The following is a 16,891-nucleotide window of genomic DNA, read 5'->3' on the forward strand; positions in this document are numbered from 1 at the left end:
ATGATGGCAGACATCTTTGATGGATAAATCACGCAACAACCCCATCATCAGGATGAGCCATACAGCCTGCTCAGCAGGCAGACGACGCCTGCGAATACTGGCCTTCTGGCAGGCAGTCAGGGCCTGGTGGATCCAGAGAGGGTCAAGTGAACGTGAAAAGGCATCGATCTCAGAGGAGAAAGCATCAACAACAAAATCCATGTCATCTTCAGACATAAAAAATCCGGGAACAGAAGGCTGTTCCCGGATTGTCTCTTACTGGCAGGATCGTTCAAGTACTCTTAAACGATCGGCATTATTCCATCGGAAGGCTTTTTTGCATCTATTCGCCGCAGAGACCTATGCCGTGGGTTTCCAGTTGATACGGCATTCATCACGACGGAAACTCAGCACCCGGCTGCGGTTGGAGATCAACTTCACGCTATAGCCCTGGAAATAGAGGCAGAACGATTTTTGCCACGGACCGTCAGGCATTTCTACCAGCAAACGTCCCTGACCGAGCGACGTCAGCGTGCCATGGCTGCGCTGAGGACCGACGCCCATCACGAACTGATCCCCTTCGATATCGAACGCGGCTTTTGATTCAGGGTGCAACCAGCGGCCCTGCACCATTTCCAGACAGTTATTGGTTTCGACCGGCACAAAGTGGCGTGGTGCGTGCCCTATTTCCCCTTGTATGGTGTGCCCGTCCCAGCGCAGACGCATGGGCATATGGGCGGACAGCGAAATGGCCTCGTGTTTATCCGTGCCCTGATACAAATTGTCACCGGACCCCAAATAGCTGGCGACGCCCTGACTGACTTTCAGCCAGTAAGGCTCGGCGACGCTGGCATAGAGTCCATCAGGAATGGCCGTGCTGCGCGCGGGGAGTGGGCTTCCGAGCAGGGTCGCCATTACTTCAAGTGCCGCGCTGGAGGCAGTGGTATCTTCGCGGTTGGAGACCAGCGCCACACCGGCATCCAGCTCAGGATGCAGCAGGAAGTAGGTTTTATAACCGGCGTGCGAACCGCCGTGGCCGTAGACCTGATAGCCGCCGATCGTCGTGGAGGTAATGCCCAGCCCATAAGCAGAAGGAATTCCCCCGTGCAGGTGACGCGGTGCGGAGAGTCTTTCCAGCACACCGGCACCTGGACCGCTGTTCGCTAACAGGCTTTGCAGCCATAGCGTGAGCGAGCGCAGGCTGCCGGTCAGGCTGCCTGAGGCCGACAGATGCAACCCGGCGCTGGCCGTTTTCCAGCCGGAAGTGTCTTTCCAGTAGCCGGGGATCAGGCCAGGAACCACATCAAACCAGGTTTCCGGGGCGTGCAGTGCGATGTCCAGCGGTCGGGCAATGTGCTGTTGCAGCAGGTCTTCAAACAAAATTCCTTTGCTGTTTAGAATCGCTTCAACCAGACGGTAGCCGGTATTGGAGTAGGATATTTCAGTGCCCGCCGGGAAGTTCAGCGAGCCTTCCTGGGAGAGAAATTCAAGAATAGCGGCCGGTTCACTGGCGGTATAGACCGACACGCCAAGCAGCGAGAGGGTTTCGCGCACGTCGGGCAAGCCACCGGTCATATCCAGCGCCTGACCGAGGGTGACTTCTGACATCGGGGCTTTCAGCTGGGGCAGATACTGGCCGAGAGTATCATTGAGGGATAATCCCGCATCACTGCAATATAGCGCCAGCGCCGCGAAAATATGCTTGGTCACCGAGGCGTAGCGCACTACGTTATCAATAGTGAAACGTTCACCGGTAGTGAGATTTGCCAGGCCGCCTTCGGCATGGCCGCGAAGGGCGAGGCTGTCAAACACGGCGATAGCGCCACCGGGTTCCCCGGGCTGGTTCCATTGGTCGGTAATGTGTTTGGCAGCAGTCAGTGCCGCCTGCCACTGCAACGACTTCTGTGATGCTGATAGGGTGGATGTCATTCCTTTTCCCCTTGGTAACGTTAATCTGTGATTGAAAGGCAGCTGCAGCTGCCCGTTGAAACCGTGCTCACGGTGGCTTAACCCGGTTCCTCAAGACTGAGACTTAACGATCGCAACTCTGCCGTGTGCGGGTGGGTGACGCGTCCTGCCCGTAAATCGTCTGCGCTCAGAAGCTCGACCATTTCACCACCGATCATCACTCCGATTCTGGTGCAAAGGTGCGTAACGACCGCTAAATTGTGGCTAACCAGAATATAAGTCAGCTTGCGGCGTTCTCGCAGGTCAGTCAGCAGGTTGAGGATCTCCGCTTGTACTGAAACATCCAGTGCTGAGGTCGGCTCATCCAGCAGCAGGATTTCCGGTTCGGAAATCAGCGCCCGGGCAATGGCTACACGCTGTCGTTGCCCACCAGAAAGCTGATGCGGAAAGCGAAAACGCACCGATTGCGGTAATCCAACCTCACTCAACGCATCGGTAATGCGTTTCTCGATGTTAAGAAAACCGTGCACGATCAGCGGTTCGCTCAGGATACGGTCAATGGTTTGTCGCGGATGCAACGAACCATACGGGTCCTGAAACACCATCTGTACGCGGCGGTAAAAGCGTTTTTGCCGCACCGGCTGTTGTGCCTCTCCGCCAATCGTCATGCCGCCGGACCACGCCTGATTCAGCCCCACCAAAGCGCGCAGAATAGTCGATTTCCCCGAACCGCTTTCGCCGACGATGCCAAAACACTCGCCGGGCGCGACCGCGAAACTGACCCCTTTTACCACCTCGGTATCGCCAAAGGAAATGCGTAAATTATCTAAGATTATCTTGGCGTTAGATTTCTCGATGCTGTCACTCATGATGTTTTCCACGCCTCGTCACGTACCAGCACCGGCAGCCGCGCACGCGGGTGTTTCAGCGACGGCAGGCACTCCAGCAGGCCACGGGTATAAGGATGCTGCGCATTGAGCAGGTCACCGGCCTGTAGGGTTTCGACAATGCGACCGGCGTACATGACCGCCACACGGTCACAGAATTTTGACACCAGCGGCAAGTCGTGACTGATCAAAATCAGCCCCATGCCCCGGCTGGAAACCAGATCGTCAAGCAGGCGCAGAATTTCCGCCTGCACCGTGGCGTCCAGCGCGCTGGTGGGTTCATCGGCGATCATCAGCTCCGGGTCCGGTGCCAGCATCATGGCGATCATCACCCGCTGGCCCATGCCGCCGGACACTTCATGGGCATAGCGCTGGGCCACTTTATGCGGCTCGCGGATGCGTACCTGATCCAGCAAATCGATGGCAGCTGCCATCGCCTGTTTTTTACTGCCGCCTTTGTGGGTATGCCAGGCTTCGGCTATCTGTTTACCTATCGGCATCACCGGATTGAGCGAATATTTCGGGTCCTGCAAAATGAAACCCACCCGTTTGCCACGGATCTGCCGCATCTGCTTTTCGCTGGTATTACGCAGATCGATACCGTCGAATGAGAGGGTGTCGGCGCGGCATTTGGCGCTGGCGGGCAGCAGATTCATCAGACAACGTGCGGTCAGGGATTTCCCCGAGCCACTTTCGCCTACGATGCCGAACTTCTCTTTACCGAGGGAAAGTGACACACCGCGCACGGCGTCGAAATTGCCGCTGCGGCTCTCAAAGGTAATGTGCAAATTTTTGATATCGACCAGCATCAGCGCTCCTTAGGATCGAGGACGTCACGCAGGCCGTCGCCGATAAAGTTAAACGCCAGAGACGTCATGAATATCGCCAGGGCCGGGATCAGCGGCACCCACCACTCTTCGAACAGGAAACGGCGGGCGGTGGCGATCATCGCCCCCCATTCCGGCGAAGGCGGCTGCGCGCCCATGCCCAGAAAGCCCAGACTGGCAGCGGTAATAATGATCGAACTCATGTCGAGCGTGATACGTACCACCAGACTCGGTACGCACAGCGGCATGATGTGCCGCCAGATGATACGGGCTGAGGTGGCACCCGTCAGACGGCAGGCCGCGATGTAATCCGTGCCGCGCACCTGCATGGTTTCGGCGCGGGCCAGACGCGCATAAGGCGGCCAGGCGGTGAGGGCGATGGCCAGGATGGCGCTCTCAATGCCCGGTTTCAGCGCGGCGACAAACGCCAGAGCCAGAATCAGACGTGGGAACGCGAGGAAAATATCGGTGATGCGCATCAGGATGCGGTCCAGCAGGCCACCGGTATACCCGGCCACGCAACCAATCAGCAAGCCGAGCGGTGCGACAATCGCCACCACGGTGATCACCATGCCGAGCGTGATCCGCCCGCCGTAAAGTATTCGGCTGAAGGTATCCCGGCCCAGCTCATCGGTTCCCAGCCAGTGCAGCGAGGAAGGTTTTGCCAGACGGTTAGCCAGATCCTGAGTGCCAGGCTCGTAAGGGGTCAGCAGCGGCGCACAGAGGGAAATGATTAACACCAGCAGCACGGTAAACAGGCCAATCACTGCCAGCGGATTGGCGCGCAGGCCCAGCCACAGGCGGTAACGGCGTCCCCAGACGGCCTGCGTTCGTGTCAGCGGCGTATCGGCCAGCAACCAGGCGCGAGTACCTGCGCGGGGGTGCGGTAAAGCAGGGATAGTGGTCATTTTACGCGTGGGTCCAGAAGTCGGTAGAGGAGGTCGGCGAACAGATTGAGCATGACGTAAATCGCGCCAATCAGCAGCGTGGAGCCAATCACCGGGTTCATATCGGCGTTCATCAGTGACACGGTGAGGTACTGCCCGAGGCCCGGCCAGGAGAAGACATTTTCCGTCACCACCGCACCTTCCAGCAGACCCGCATAGGTCAGCGCCAGCACGGTGATCAGTTGCACACCGACGGTCGGGAAGGCGTGCTTCCAGATCACCGTCTGCGCCGACAGGCCTTTGGCGCGGGCGGTGATCACAAATTCACCGCCGAGCGCGTTGAGCATAAAGGTGCGGGTCATACGGGTGATATACGCCATGCTGAAATAAGCGAGGATCAGCACCGGCTGCACCATGTGGGCCAGTGCGTCACGAAATGCCCCCATATCACCGGCCAGCAGGGTGTCCACCGTCAGCAGCCCGGTGACCTGCGGGATCATGTCCTGATAGATGATGTCCTGACGGCCCGGTCCCGGTGCGATACCGAGCACCGAGTAGAAAATCAGCAGACTGAGTAAGGCCAGCACAAACACCGGCAGCGAATGACCGGCCAGACACACCACGCGGATGGTCTGATCGATCCAGCTGCCCTGACGCGTTGCCGCCCAGACGCCAAGAGGAATGCCGATCAACGCCGCGATAATGATCGCGGCGGTAGCCAGTTCCAGCGTGGCGGGAAAGAAGCGCGCAATGTCCGTAATGACGGGGTTAGTGGTCACGGCTGAACGGCCTAAATCACCGTGAAACACCTGATTGAGATAGTGGAGGAACTGCATCCAGAGGGGCTGATCCAGCCCCATTTCATGGCGAACGCGTTCGACTACCGCCTGCGGTGCGTTGTCGCCCACCGCAGCCAGGACCGGATCGGTCGGCATGACCCTGCCAATAAAAAAGGTCACCACCGACAGCCCGAACAAGGTAAGACAAACGCTGATGCAGGTACTCAGAAAACCCTTGAGTCTCTTGCTCACGCTTTCACAACCTTCTCATAAGGGCTGGTGCTCATCACGGTTAATACCATACCGGAAATCTCATGACGGCAGGCTGCGGTCAGCGTCGGTTGCATCATGATGGCAAACGGGCTGTTCTCCATATGTTTGGTCTGCAACTCTTCGTACAGCTTGATGCGGGTGGCCGGGTCCGGTTCGTGCAGCGCTTTCTGGCTGAGATCGGCAATCGACTGATCCTGCCAGCTGCAACGCCATGCCAGGGTACGGCTTTTGGTTTTGTCGGTGTTATCCGGGTTGCTACAGAACGCTTCGGCGTTGGAGTTCGGGTCAAAATAGTCCGCGCCCCATTGGGTGAAGGCCAGTTGCTGCTGACGGGCGCGCATTTTGGTCAAAACCTGGCGGCTTTCGGCGGCCAGTAGGGTCACCCTGATACCGATTTCCGCCAGGTTGGCCTGCAATGCCTGCACGATGTCAGCCTGCGGCGAAGAGGAGTAGTGATCGAGGGTGATTTCAAAACCGTTCGGGAAACCGGCTTCGGCCATCAGCGCTTTGGCCTTTGCCACATCCCGCTTGTACATGATGGTGTTGACCGCCGCCGGGAAGCCTTCGGGCAGGAAACTCTGATGCACTTTGTGGGTCAGCGGCACAATATGCTGCTGGATATTGTCGTAATCGATGGCCCATTTGATGGCTTGCCACACCTGCGGTTTAGACAGGTTTGGGTGCGCGGTGTTGGCGGAAAGCATCATGGTAGCGGCGATACCTTTGCGCACCAGCGTGAAGTTTTTATCGTCAACCAGCGGACGCAACTGCTCGGTGTTCAGGTCACGGGCAATATCGATATCGCCTTTTTTCAGCATCAGCAGTTGCGCAGAAGGATCGACGATGTGGCGCAGGATAATGCGCTGAATCTTACCGGCGTGTGGGTTGTTTTTATTGGTTTCCAGAATGACCGACTCACTGACTTTCCAGTCACGCAGTTTGAACGCACCGGAACCGGCGCTGTTTTTCTTCAGCCAGGCGTTACCCAAATCATCACCGACCTGATTCGCCATACAGGCCGATTTCTGCACGATGCTGCCGACGTTGGCACTCAGGCAGTACAGCAGGAAGGATTCAGAGGCCGGTTCGGCGGTTTTGATCACCAGCGTTTCGGCGTCCGGCGCGCTGATAAAGCTCGCCACGTTGTCTTTGGTGTAGCCGAACTGGTTGATGATATAGGCCGGGCTTTTGTCCAGTTTCACCGAGCGCTGCAAAGAGAACGCGGCATCTTCGGCGGTGACAGGCTGGCCGTCAGCCCATTTGGCTTTCGGGTCCAGTTTAAAGGTGAAGGTTTTCATGTCAGGAGAGGCGATCCAGGACAGGGCCAGGTCACCTTCAATTTCATCGGGGGAAGCCAGTTTTGGTTTCACCAGTTGCTGGTACATATTGCCGGTGATTTCACTGCCGACCGATTCAAAGCCTTCGTGCGGGTCAAGGCTGGTAATAATGTCGAGTTTGATCGCCATCACCAGAATAGAGGTTGGGGTGGCCGCAAAGACGGGTTCAAAGCTCAAATAGGACAAAACAGGAACAGCAGCAAAACCGGTAACAAATTGACGCCTGGTAACCATAATAACTCCCATGATGTTGATAGTTAAATCAAAAATAGAAAATGACTCTGGTGAACCCTTGACTTGAAAGCATGCTGGTGGTTTTAATTGAAAATCAGCCACGCGTTTAACACGCTGTTCTTACATCTCAGAAAAACTAATCTGAAAATGCGAACACCTGGTCATCGGTAGTGCAGTAACGGGCGTTAAATGCACCGTGGACGAGCAAAATGTCAGCGGTTTTTGTCATGCTTAACCAAGGGTAGACCTTTTTTATGAATAACGTAGCGCACGGAACTGAAGCCTTAATGCCGGTATTTGACGGACATAACGATGTTTTATTGCAACTTTGGAATGCACATCGCGAAGATCCGGCACGGACTTTCCTTAATGGTCCTGCCAGCGGGCAGATGGATTTGCCGCGCTGTCGTGAAGCAGGCTTTGCCGGCGGGCTTTTTGCTGCCTGGGTGCCGTCTCCACGCTTTGACTCTGCAAGTAGCGTGCCGGATCTGACTATCGACCCACGTTTTTTACTGGAAGGTACTCAAAAACATGCGGATTTTTCGCCGACCCCTTCTTTCGAATTTGCGCGTGACGTCACAATTGGCATGATGGCTTTTTTGCTGCGTATTGAAGCGCAGTCGCAGGGCGCGGTGAAAATTTGCCGCAGCGCAAAAGAGATTCGCGGGGCGATGCAAAATCAGGCATTAGCTGTAGTTATGCATATTGAAGGGGCGGAGGGCATTGACCCGGAGCTCTACACCCTCGACGTGTTGTACCAGATGGGGCTGCGCACGCTTGGGCCGGTGTGGAGCCGCCCGAACATCTTCGGTCACGGCGTGCCGTTTAAATTCAACACCACGCCAGATACCGGACCAGGTCTGACCGACCTTGGCGTGAAGCTGGTTGAGACCTGTAACCGCAAACGCATCATGGTGGACTTGTCGCACCTCAACGAAAAAGGCTTCTGGCAGGTGGCGGAGATTTCAGACGCGCCGCTGGTGGCCAGCCACTCCAACGCATTTTCGCTCTGCGCGCAGTCGCGCAACCTGACTGACCGGCAGCTGGAAGCCATCAAAGAGACACAGGGTTTTGTGGGCCTGAACTTTGCCACGCCATTCCTGCGTGCAGACGGTACGCGTGATGCGGATACCGGCACCGATGACTATCTGCGTCATCTGGACTATCTGCTGGAAAAACTGGGTGAAGATCACGTGGGCTTTGGTTCAGATTTTGACGGCACCTCAATGGCACCTTTTATGCAGGATGTGAGCGGTTTACCGGTGCTGATTAACGCCATGCGTGAGGCCGGTTATGGGGAAGCGCTGATCAGCAAGATTGCGCATAAGAACTGGATCAACGTGCTGGAAAGAACCTGGGGGGAATGAGTTTTCCTCCCCTTTGCAGGGGAGGATGTCGCTATTACTCAGCAAACAGCGTCTGCTTCAACGCACGTTCAACGCCGCGCAGTTCAGCCAGGCCTCTGAGACGACCAATCGCCGAATAGCCGGGGTTGGTTTTTTTGTGCAGATCATCGAGCATCTGATGGCCGTGGTCCGGGCGCATCGGAATAGGGCGCAGATTGCCCGCCCGCTGACGTTTCTGCTCTTCAGTCAGAATGGCTTTGATCACCGCCACCATATCCACATCACCGTCCAGATGGTCGGCTTCATGGAAGCTGCCCGGCGTGGCTTCGCGCTGAGTGGCGCGCAGATGGATAAAGTGCACACGGTCAGCAAAGGTGGTCATCATCTTCACCAGGTCGTTATCTTCGCGCACGCCATACGAACCGGTGCAGAAACAGAATCCATTATGAATGCTGTCGACGGTCTCTTTCAGCCACTGCATGTCTTCGATGGTTGACACAATGCGCGGCAGGCCGAGAATCGGACGCGGCGGGTCATCTGGATGTACCGCCAACTTCAGCCCGTGCTGCTCGGCCACTGGCACGATGCTGCGCAGGAAGTGCGCCATGTTTTCGCGCAGTTTGGCTTTGTCGATACCGTCGTAGGTGGCCAGACGGGCGCGGAACTGCTCCAGCGTGTAGCCCTCTTCAGCACCCGGCAAACCGGCGATGATATTAGCGACCAGCGTCTCTTTTTCCGCGTCGCTCATCGCTTTGAAGTAGGCCGCGGCCTGCGCCTGCTCGTCGGCAGAGTAATACTCTTTTGCCCCTTCGCGTTGCAGCAGGTGCAATTCGAAAGCGGCAAAGGCGATGTGGTCAAAACGCAGGGCGCGCGAACCGTCCGGCAGCAGATAGCCAAGGTCGGTGCGGGTCCAGTCCAGTACTGGCATGAAGTTGTAGCAGACCGTATCAATGCCACAGGCCGCCAGATTACGGATGGACTGTTGATAATTAGCGATATGTTTTTCGACGTCACCGCTGCGGGTTTTGATCTCTTCATGCACCGGGATGCTCTCAACCACCGACCACACCAGATTTTTTGCAGCCAGTTCGGCCTGGCGTTTTTTAATCTCTTCTACCGGCCACACTTCACCATTGGCAATATTATGCAATGCGGTGACAACGCCGGTAGCACCCGCCTGTCTGACATCATCCAGTGAAACGGGGTCTTTCGGGCCATACCAGCGCCATGTTTGTTCCATGTGAAACTCCTTATGTTCAAATGTGTGTGCTTATTTTCAACAAATAGAAAAATTATTCAGCCGACTCGATCGGATCTTTGACGATGAAAAAATAAGAAAGTGCGCCTGCGAAGGTCACGCAAGAACAGACCACCAGCGCCCAGTTAAATGACCCCGTAGTGTCAAGTACCCAGCCAGTAATAACCGGTGCGAACGAGGCAAAAATGAAACTGCCGAAGTTCTGAATGCTGCTGACCGATGCCACCATGCGTGACGGGGTGATCACCTGCACCAAACCCCATGCGGAGGTACCGGCAAAGTGAATAAAGAACAGCGCCATGCTGATGAATGCTACGGCCATTGCCGTGCTGCTCGACTGAATCACCAACAGAGTACAAACCGCAGAACAGACCAGCCCGAAGCAGATCAGCGCCTTGCGGCTTTTCAGCAGTGAGTACCCTTTGTTAGCCAGTTTGTCGGCAACGACGCCATTGACCAGCATACCGAGCGAGCCAAACAGGAAAGGAATCGCCGCTACCCAACCGGTGTTCGCCAGACTCAGACCCCGTTCAGCCTGCAAATAACCCGGTAACCACGCCAGATAGAGCCAACCGGTGTAGTTCACGCCGCTGAAACCTAAAATCATGCCCCAGACGGTGCGGCGTTTGAACAGCGAACCCCATTCGGCGAAACTCAGACGCGTTTTCGCTGCGGATCCTCTGCCTTCATCAAGATAGGCCTGATCTTCTGTGCTCAGGTTCATCTGGTCGCGGTTGCGATACCAGGCGTACCAGCAGAGAGCAACCGCGATACCGGCCACGCCGATGATCACAAACATCATGCGCCAGCCGAAGGCCAACATCAGTGCGACCAGAATCGGCGGGGCAAAGGCCTGTCCTATGGTGGTAGATGAATTAAATATCCCCATCGGCAGGCCGCGTTTTTTGACGTTAAACCAGTCGTTGACCACTTTGACGCCGCTTGGCATAAACGGCGCTTCGCCGATGCCAAGACCAATTCGCAGCATAATAAAATGGCTGAAGCTGTTTACGCTACCTGCCAGCGCCTGCATGGCCGACCAGAACAACAGACCACCGCCGAGAACCACACGCGGGCCGAAGCGGTCGAGTAATATGCCGCTCGGCAACTGTGAAATCCCGTAAGAGAGCGAGAAGGCCGAGAGCAGGAAGCCAAACTCGGTGGCCGACAGGCCGAGATCCGCGCGGATGGCCTGATTGGCAATCGACAACGAGCCGCGGTCGAGGAAGTTAATGATCCCGGCCAGAAACAGCAGAGTGAGGGAAATGGTCTGAATACGTTTAATTTTTTGCGATCTGGCGATGTTCTGCGGCAGAGCCTGTTCAACAGAGGAAGAAGACATAGCAGGTCCTTTCATAGGGCGGATATCATCATAAGTTCTGCGCGTTCCTGGTGATAAATGCGCAATCTGTGACATCACTTGTTTTAGTTTTCTTGACGCCGTGCAGGTTGGAAGTTCAATCTACAAACGTTGCATGGTCAGGTGGTAGGGTGGTCAGGCCACCTGACCGCTACATCATTCAGCATGAAAAGGATCATTAATGTGATCTGCTTTGCAATTTTCGGATCGGCAGAAATTTTTGTATGCTACCTGCCGACCAGAGAACAGGCTTCAGCCGGAGAATAAGAATGGCATTACCCACCCTAAAAGTAGAAAGGCTGTACCGCCAGATTTCAAACGTTCTGATTAACTGCATTAAGAGTGCTCAGTTTGCGCCGGGCGAGATGATCCCCTCCGAGCGCGATTTATCCAAACAGCTGGGCGTCAGCCGCTCGTCAATTCGCGAAGCGCTGATTGCGCTGGAGATCACCGGCTGGATTGAGATCCGCACCGGCAACGGCGTGTATGTCAGCAACCCGCTGCCGCTGCAACCGGTGACCCAGAGCGAGGAAGAGTTCAGCCTGCAGTCGCTCATCAAGGCGCGGCAGATTTACGAGTGCACCACAGCAGAATTGGCGGCGTTAAACGGCACCGACGATCAGCGCGAAAAGTTGGCAGAAATTAACCACGAACTGACCCAACTGAACATTAATAATGATGCATTTTTGGAAGAGGACCGCCGTTTTCACCTGATGATCAGCGAAATGACCGGCAACGAAGTGCTGCGCGACATGATGGAGTACCTGTGGGACAAGCGTAACTCCCGCCGCTTCGTGCGTCTGGAAACCCACTACACCGACACCGACTTCGCCCGCGAAATGAACACCGATCACCAGGCCATTACCGACGCCATCCTCGCGAGGGATGCGCAGGGGGCGAAGGCGGCGATGCAGGGGCACCTTCAGCATGTGTATGATCGGTTATTTAGTGAGTAATCGGCTTTTAAAAAAGCTTTAGTAAAATTTTTTCAAATTCAAATTCAAATTCAAATTCAAATTCAAATTCAAATTCAAATTCAAATTCAAATTCAAATTCAAAGTCGTGGGCGTCGGCCCACACCGACCAGAGACCCGCAGACGCGCGGGCCTCTGGACTCCGCGCTTTTTCATGAGGCACCGACAGCTTCGCTGGTCACAATGGCCGTGTTTCAGGTGCCGCAGTTATAGCCGCAAACTCCGCCGCTGCGCGGTTCTCTCATTTCGGGTTCGGACCAGCTCGAAAAAACACTCTCGCCGTTTCTCACCGCTCACTCGACGTCGTTTTGAACGCGGCCTCGACATTTTTAAAGGCAAACACTGCGTTGGTTTTGAATTTAAAGAAACTCCGGCCGCCTTCAAAAATGGCGCTGAGCAAGTGGTTCGAGACCTGAGGCTCGAACCCGCAGCGAAGGTACCGCCTAAGCGGCGACATTTTGCGGCTATCACGGTGGTACCTGAAACACGGCCATCCCGATTCAGCGATAGCGCGCAGTTAAAAAACGCAGGATTCCAAAGGAGGTTCGTTTAAACCTCCTTTGGGCCCGTGTGGGCGGCGAGCCCACGGTCTTGACGTTGAATTTAAAGATTTAAAGATTTAAAACTTCAAAAGCGGGTTTGGGCGGCAGCCCAAAATTACCAGCGTAATTCTCGCCCCGAGTACTCCACAAAGTGATGCCCACCTTTGCCGCGCCAGGCTTCGAACTGATCAACAATACCCTGGGTGCTTTCGGCGATGGTCAGCGTGGCATTCTCGCCGCCCATATCGGTTTGCACCCAGCCTGGATGAACGGATAAAAGCGTCTGTCCGTGCTTGTCAGTTGTCTCTTTAAGCCCGCGTGTCAGCATGTTTAACGCCGCTTTACTGGCGGAGTAGAGCGGATACGTCGCCACGTCGTTTTCATTCAGACTGGCCAGTTCGGAGGTCATCAGCGCCATGATGCCGCTCTTTGGTTTGAGCAAGGGCAGTAACTCTGCCGCGCAGCGGACTGGCGAAAAGGTATTGCTCATAAACAGCTGAATGATTTCGTCGTCGCTGGCTTGCATTACGTCCTGATGATCCGGGCCGAATACGCCTGCATTGATGAAAATCAGATCAAACCGGACTTCTGCAAGTGCTTCTTTTACCGCGTGCCTTTCAGCCGGTTTGTTGATGTCGAGTTTCAGCCACTCCACTGAAGCGGGGGCGCTCTCAGGTGTCGCACCGCGTGTGGTGGCCGTCACCTGCCAACTGCGTTCTGCGAGTTGGTTAACCACACCTAAACCAATGCCGCGTGAAGCGCCGATAATCAGAGCCTTGAAGGAGTCAGTCATGTTTATCCTTTTTCTCGTTAAGGGAGTCATCAAAAAATGCAGAAAAGTTGGACTTGTGCAAAGTGTAGCTTCACATTGTCTGCCCTGTCAGTGTTGAGTAATCTGGTTCTTTCTCAGAAAGAGGCAAAGGTAAATAAAGCATGATCGCCATGAAATGGTTAAGTCTCGGGTTTGTCTGCGTTCTGTTGCTGTCATTTGGTTACAGCTACGCGAAAGCGACACAAAGCAGGGAAGAGCCCGCCGGGCAGAACTGGGCGACCGCTCGCAGGGATTCAGCAGGTATCGCGCCGGATCCGCATAAGCTGAAAAGTATCGCGATCATTCAGATATATACAGCGCCGACTTACGGCTGGCGCGGGCTGGTGGCGGTGCATCCGTGGATTATCTTCAAGCGTGAAGGCGAAACACAGTTCACCCGCTATGACGTTATCAGTTGGGGCAGTACCAATGTGGTTCGCCGCGATTACGCTATCCCCGACGGTTACTGGTTTGGTTCACAGCCCAAACTGCTGGTGGAACACCGTGGTGCCAAGGCTGAAGCGATGATCCCGAAGATTGAAGCGGCTATCAACAGTTACCCTTTCCCGCACACCTATCACGCCTGGCCTGGGCCGAACAGTAATACATTTATGGCGCATATAGGCCGGGAAGTGCCTGATTTGCAGTTGGATCTTCCCTCAAATGCCATCGGCAAAGATTACCGCGCCATCACCGATCCGATCGGTTTACCACCATCGGGCCGTGGTGTGCAGGTTTCACTTCTTGGCGTGCTGGGCATCACGCTGGGTGTGGAGGAAGGTATCGAGGTGAACGTTCTGGGGCTTAATCTGGGTGTGGATATCAAGAACCCGGCACTGCGGTTACCGTTCGTGGGGCGCGTAGGGTGAGTTTTTCGAATGGCGCTCCGAATTCGCTTTTAAATCTTTAAATTCAAATTCAAATTCAAGGTCGTGGGCGTCGGCCCACACCGACCAGAAGGCGGCCAGTCGCCGCCGCCCTCTGGACTCCCGGGCTCTTTCATGGGGCACCTGCAGCTGCGCTGGTCACAATGGCCATGTTTCAGGCACCGCTGTTATAGCCGCAAAATGCCGCCGCTTAGGCGGTGCCTTCGCTACGGGATTCGAGCCTCAGGTCTCGAACCGCTTGCTCAGCGCCATTTTTGAATGCGGCCTGGGCTTTTTTACAGTCAAAACCAGACCGCTTTTGTCTTTTTTTGTCTTTTTTTGTCTTTTCTCTTTTGACTTACATAGCCGCTAAGGCGCAGTCAAAAATGGCATCGGATGAGAGGTTCGAGACCTATGGCTCGAACCCGAAATACGGGGACGGCGCAGCCGTGACATTTTGCGCCGTGAACGGAAGTGGCTGAAACACGTGCCCTGCCAGCGGCGAAGCTGTCGGTGTCTCAGAGAAAAACGCAGGAGTTCCAAGAGGAGGCGCGTTTACGCCTCCTTTTGGGCGGGTTTGGGCAGCAGGCCCAAGGTTTGGAATTTGAAGTGGAATTTAAAAAGGGGTTTAGGGGACTCCCCTGATCACTCAACTTTTTCTTTAAACTCACAGAGGTCTTCAATAATACATGACCCACACCGTGGCTTCCTCGCGATACAGGTGTAACGTCCATGCAGGATAAACCAATGGTGGCAGTCAAGTTTGAACTCGGCGGGAACCACTTTCAGCAGTTTATCTTCCACGTCCTCTACGGTCTTTCCGGGAGCAAAGCGGGTGCGGTTACAGACGCGGTAGATGTGGGTGTCGACGGCAATAGTGGGCCAGCCGAAGGCGGTGTTGAGCACCACGTTGGCGGTTTTGCGGCCTACGCCGGGCAGGGCTTCGAGGGCGGCACGGTCTTCCGGCACTTCACTATTGTGTTTTTCCAGCAAAATGCGGCAGGTTTTGATCACGTTCTCGGCTTTGGCGTTGAACAGACCGATGGTCTTGATGTACTCCTTCACCCCGTCCACGCCCAGCTCAAGCATCGCTGCCGGCGTGTTGGCGACCGGGTAGAGCTTAGCCGTGGCCTTGTTGACGCTAACGTCGGTGGCTTGCGCTGAAAGCAGTACGGCGATCAGCAGCTCGAACGGGGTGGTGTACACCAGTTCAGTGGTCGGTTGCGGGTTGTTTTCCCGCAGGCGGCTGAGAATCGCAATGCGTTTTTCTTTATTCATGAGGCATTGCCCGCGCTGCCTTTCGGCAGGGTTTCCTGCTGAGCGGCCTGAATTTTGGCGGCTTGTTTGGCTTTCTGGCGCTGGTCAATCAGGTATTTCCCCGCCAGCAGCAGGCCCAGACCGATAAACGCACCCGGTGGCAGCATCGCCAGCAGGAACGGGTTATCCAGATGAATCACTTCTACGCGCAGCACTTTGGCCCAACTGCCGAGCAGTAAATCCGCGCCGTTAAACAGCACACCGCTGCCAAGGATTTCACGCATGGAGCCTAAAACAAACATGGCCGCCGTCGCGCCGAGGCCGGTCATCATGCCGTCGAGTGCGGCCAGATGTACCGGGCTGCTGGCGGCGCAGGCTTCGGCACGGCCCACCACAATACAGTTAGTGACAATAAGCGGAATGAAGATCCCCAGCGCCTGATACAGACCAAAGGCGTAGGCGTTGATCAGCATCTGTACGGTGCTCACTACCGAGGCAATGATCAGCACATAAATCGGAATACGGATCTCATTGGGCACCCAGCGACGGAATGCGGAGATCATGGCGTTGGTACAGGTCAGCACCAATGTGGTGGCAAGCCCGAGGCCCAGCGCATTGGTGGCGGTCGAGGTTACGGCCAGCAGCGGGCAGAGGCCCAGCAACTGCACCAGCGAAGAGTTATTGGTCCACAGACCCTGAACAATTATCTTTCTGGCTTCACTCATCACGGGCTCCACAAGGGGTGAGGTGGGAAAGCTGAGACGGTACTGTCTCAATAAACAGTGCGGTGCGTTTAACCGAACGAACTACAGCACGCGGGGTGATAGTGGCACCGGTAAACTGGTCATACATGCCACCGTCTTTTTTAACCGCCCAGCGTACATCGCCAGAGCCGTTAACCACCTGGCCTGCGAAACTTTTGATCCAGTCTGAAACACGAACTTCAATTTTGTCCCCCAGGCCAGGTGTTTCATGTTGCTCCAGCACGCGGGAACCGTAGACTTTGCCATGAAAATCAGCGGCAACCAGCAGCTGTATCGCGCCGGAATAGCCATCAGGTGCCGTGGTTTCAATCGCTGCCGCCACCGGTTTGCCGTCCTTGCGTGCCAGATAGAGGCGATGAGGCGTTGAGCTACCGAGGGACTCATCGGTGACGTTGTAACACTCATTTTGCATGTCATTATTATAGACATCCGCCGGGATCACTTCATCGAACAGATTCTTCTGCTGCAACAACGCCTGATGCTCAATAGTCGGTTTGGTGAGCATATTCACCACCGCCGTCATGCCGGTCATCAGCGCACCAAACACCGCCAGTGTGACACCGTGGCGGCGCATGGTCTGTAACATTTTGCCTTTTTCCATG

Annotated in this window: 17 protein-coding genes; 3 read left to right on the forward strand and 14 right to left on the reverse strand. The window is 55.4% G+C overall.

The features are described 5' to 3' along the window. From EAH77_RS23890 to EAH77_RS23920, 7 genes are all read right to left on the reverse strand, one after another. Positions 1 to 216, reverse strand: a 216-nt coding sequence (locus tag EAH77_RS23890; RefSeq protein ID WP_194150531.1) for a transposase domain-containing protein, incomplete at its 3' end; no start/stop codon positions are given. A gap of 123 nt (positions 217 to 339) precedes the next feature. Continuing rightward, positions 340 to 1,908, reverse strand: a complete 1,569-nt coding sequence (locus EAH77_RS23895; RefSeq protein WP_140475788.1) for a serine hydrolase domain-containing protein — start codon at positions 1,906 to 1,908, stop codon at positions 340 to 342. 77 nt (positions 1,909 to 1,985) lie between these two features. Then, on the reverse strand, positions 1,986 to 2,756 hold the full coding sequence (locus EAH77_RS23900; RefSeq protein WP_140475790.1) for an ABC transporter ATP-binding protein: 771 nt from the start codon (positions 2,754 to 2,756) through the stop codon (positions 1,986 to 1,988). Then, positions 2,753 to 3,583 carry an ABC transporter ATP-binding protein gene (locus EAH77_RS23905; RefSeq protein WP_140475792.1) on the reverse strand — a complete coding sequence of 277 codons (831 nt, stop codon included), beginning with the start codon at positions 3,581 to 3,583 and terminating at the stop codon, positions 2,753 to 2,755. The genes EAH77_RS23900 and EAH77_RS23905 overlap by 4 nt, the downstream gene beginning before the upstream one ends. Next, positions 3,583 to 4,509: an ABC transporter permease gene (locus EAH77_RS23910; RefSeq protein ID WP_140475794.1), complete on the reverse strand. Its 927-nt coding sequence runs from the start codon at positions 4,507 to 4,509 to the stop codon at positions 3,583 to 3,585. Before EAH77_RS23910 ends, EAH77_RS23905 begins: the two co-directional genes overlap by 1 nt. Beyond that, positions 4,506 to 5,519 (reverse strand): ABC transporter permease, encoded by a 1,014-nt coding sequence (locus EAH77_RS23915; RefSeq protein ID WP_140475796.1) that lies wholly within the window; start codon positions 5,517 to 5,519, stop codon positions 4,506 to 4,508. Before EAH77_RS23915 ends, EAH77_RS23910 begins: the two co-directional genes overlap by 4 nt. Continuing rightward, positions 5,516 to 7,111, reverse strand: a complete 1,596-nt coding sequence (locus EAH77_RS23920) for an ABC transporter substrate-binding protein (protein WP_140475798.1) — start codon at positions 7,109 to 7,111, stop codon at positions 5,516 to 5,518. Before EAH77_RS23920 ends, EAH77_RS23915 begins: the two co-directional genes overlap by 4 nt. 254 nt (positions 7,112 to 7,365) lie before the next feature. Here EAH77_RS23920 and EAH77_RS23925 point away from each other — a divergent pair, with 254 nt between their 5' ends. Next, positions 7,366 to 8,478, forward strand: coding sequence for a dipeptidase (locus EAH77_RS23925; RefSeq protein WP_140475800.1), 1,113 nt, complete (start codon positions 7,366 to 7,368; stop codon positions 8,476 to 8,478). 34 nt (positions 8,479 to 8,512) lie between these two features. Here EAH77_RS23925 and uxuA read toward each other — a convergent pair whose 3' ends face one another. Both uxuA and EAH77_RS23935 read right to left on the reverse strand, forming a co-directional pair. Next, positions 8,513 to 9,697: a mannonate dehydratase gene (gene uxuA, locus EAH77_RS23930; protein WP_140475802.1), complete on the reverse strand. Its 1,185-nt coding sequence runs from the start codon at positions 9,695 to 9,697 to the stop codon at positions 8,513 to 8,515. 52 nt (positions 9,698 to 9,749) lie between these two features. Continuing rightward, entirely contained in the window at positions 9,750 to 11,057 is a 1,308-nt protein-coding gene (locus tag EAH77_RS23935; protein WP_140475804.1) for an MFS transporter, read from the reverse strand. Positions 11,058 to 11,344: 287 nt separating this feature from the next. On the opposite strand from EAH77_RS23935, the gene EAH77_RS23940 reads away from it, so the two are divergent. Next, on the forward strand, positions 11,345 to 12,031 hold the full coding sequence (locus EAH77_RS23940) for a FadR/GntR family transcriptional regulator (protein WP_140475806.1): 687 nt from the start codon (positions 11,345 to 11,347) through the stop codon (positions 12,029 to 12,031). A 7-nt stretch (positions 12,032 to 12,038) separates the two neighbouring features. On the opposite strand, the gene EAH77_RS25205 is transcribed toward EAH77_RS23940, so the two are convergent. Beyond that, positions 12,039 to 12,212: a hypothetical protein gene (locus EAH77_RS25205; protein ID WP_161985852.1), complete on the reverse strand. Its 174-nt coding sequence runs from the start codon at positions 12,210 to 12,212 to the stop codon at positions 12,039 to 12,041. Positions 12,213 to 12,706: 494 nt separating this feature from the next. Further along, complete coding sequence (locus tag EAH77_RS23945) at positions 12,707 to 13,384, reverse strand: SDR family oxidoreductase (protein ID WP_140475808.1); 678 nt, start codon at positions 13,382 to 13,384, stop codon at positions 12,707 to 12,709. Between the two features lie 140 nt (positions 13,385 to 13,524). On the opposite strand from EAH77_RS23945, the gene EAH77_RS23950 reads away from it, so the two are divergent. After that, positions 13,525 to 14,271: a DUF3750 domain-containing protein gene (locus tag EAH77_RS23950; RefSeq protein ID WP_140475810.1), complete on the forward strand. Its 747-nt coding sequence runs from the start codon at positions 13,525 to 13,527 to the stop codon at positions 14,269 to 14,271. Positions 14,272 to 14,913: 642 nt separating this feature from the next. Here EAH77_RS23950 and nth read toward each other — a convergent pair. Genes nth through rsxG form a run of 3 tightly spaced genes read right to left on the reverse strand, consistent with a single transcriptional unit; the run spans position 14,914 to position 16,875 of the window. Further along, the gene (nth, locus tag EAH77_RS23955) at positions 14,914 to 15,546 is read right to left on the reverse strand and encodes an endonuclease III (RefSeq protein ID WP_140475812.1); all 633 of its coding nucleotides are present in this window, start codon (positions 15,544 to 15,546) and stop codon (positions 14,914 to 14,916) included. Then, on the reverse strand, positions 15,543 to 16,250 hold the full coding sequence (locus EAH77_RS23960) for an electron transport complex subunit E (RefSeq protein ID WP_140475814.1): 708 nt from the start codon (positions 16,248 to 16,250) through the stop codon (positions 15,543 to 15,545). The genes nth and EAH77_RS23960 overlap by 4 nt, the downstream gene beginning before the upstream one ends. Continuing rightward, complete coding sequence (rsxG, locus tag EAH77_RS23965) at positions 16,243 to 16,875, reverse strand: electron transport complex subunit RsxG (RefSeq protein ID WP_140475872.1); 633 nt, start codon at positions 16,873 to 16,875, stop codon at positions 16,243 to 16,245. The genes EAH77_RS23960 and rsxG overlap by 8 nt, the downstream gene beginning before the upstream one ends. Positions 16,876 to 16,891: the final 16 nt, after the last annotated feature.

Origin of the sequence: Ewingella americana, assembly GCF_006438725.1 — a bacterium.
Taxonomy (GTDB): Bacteria; Pseudomonadota; Gammaproteobacteria; order Enterobacterales; family Enterobacteriaceae; genus Ewingella; species Ewingella americana_A.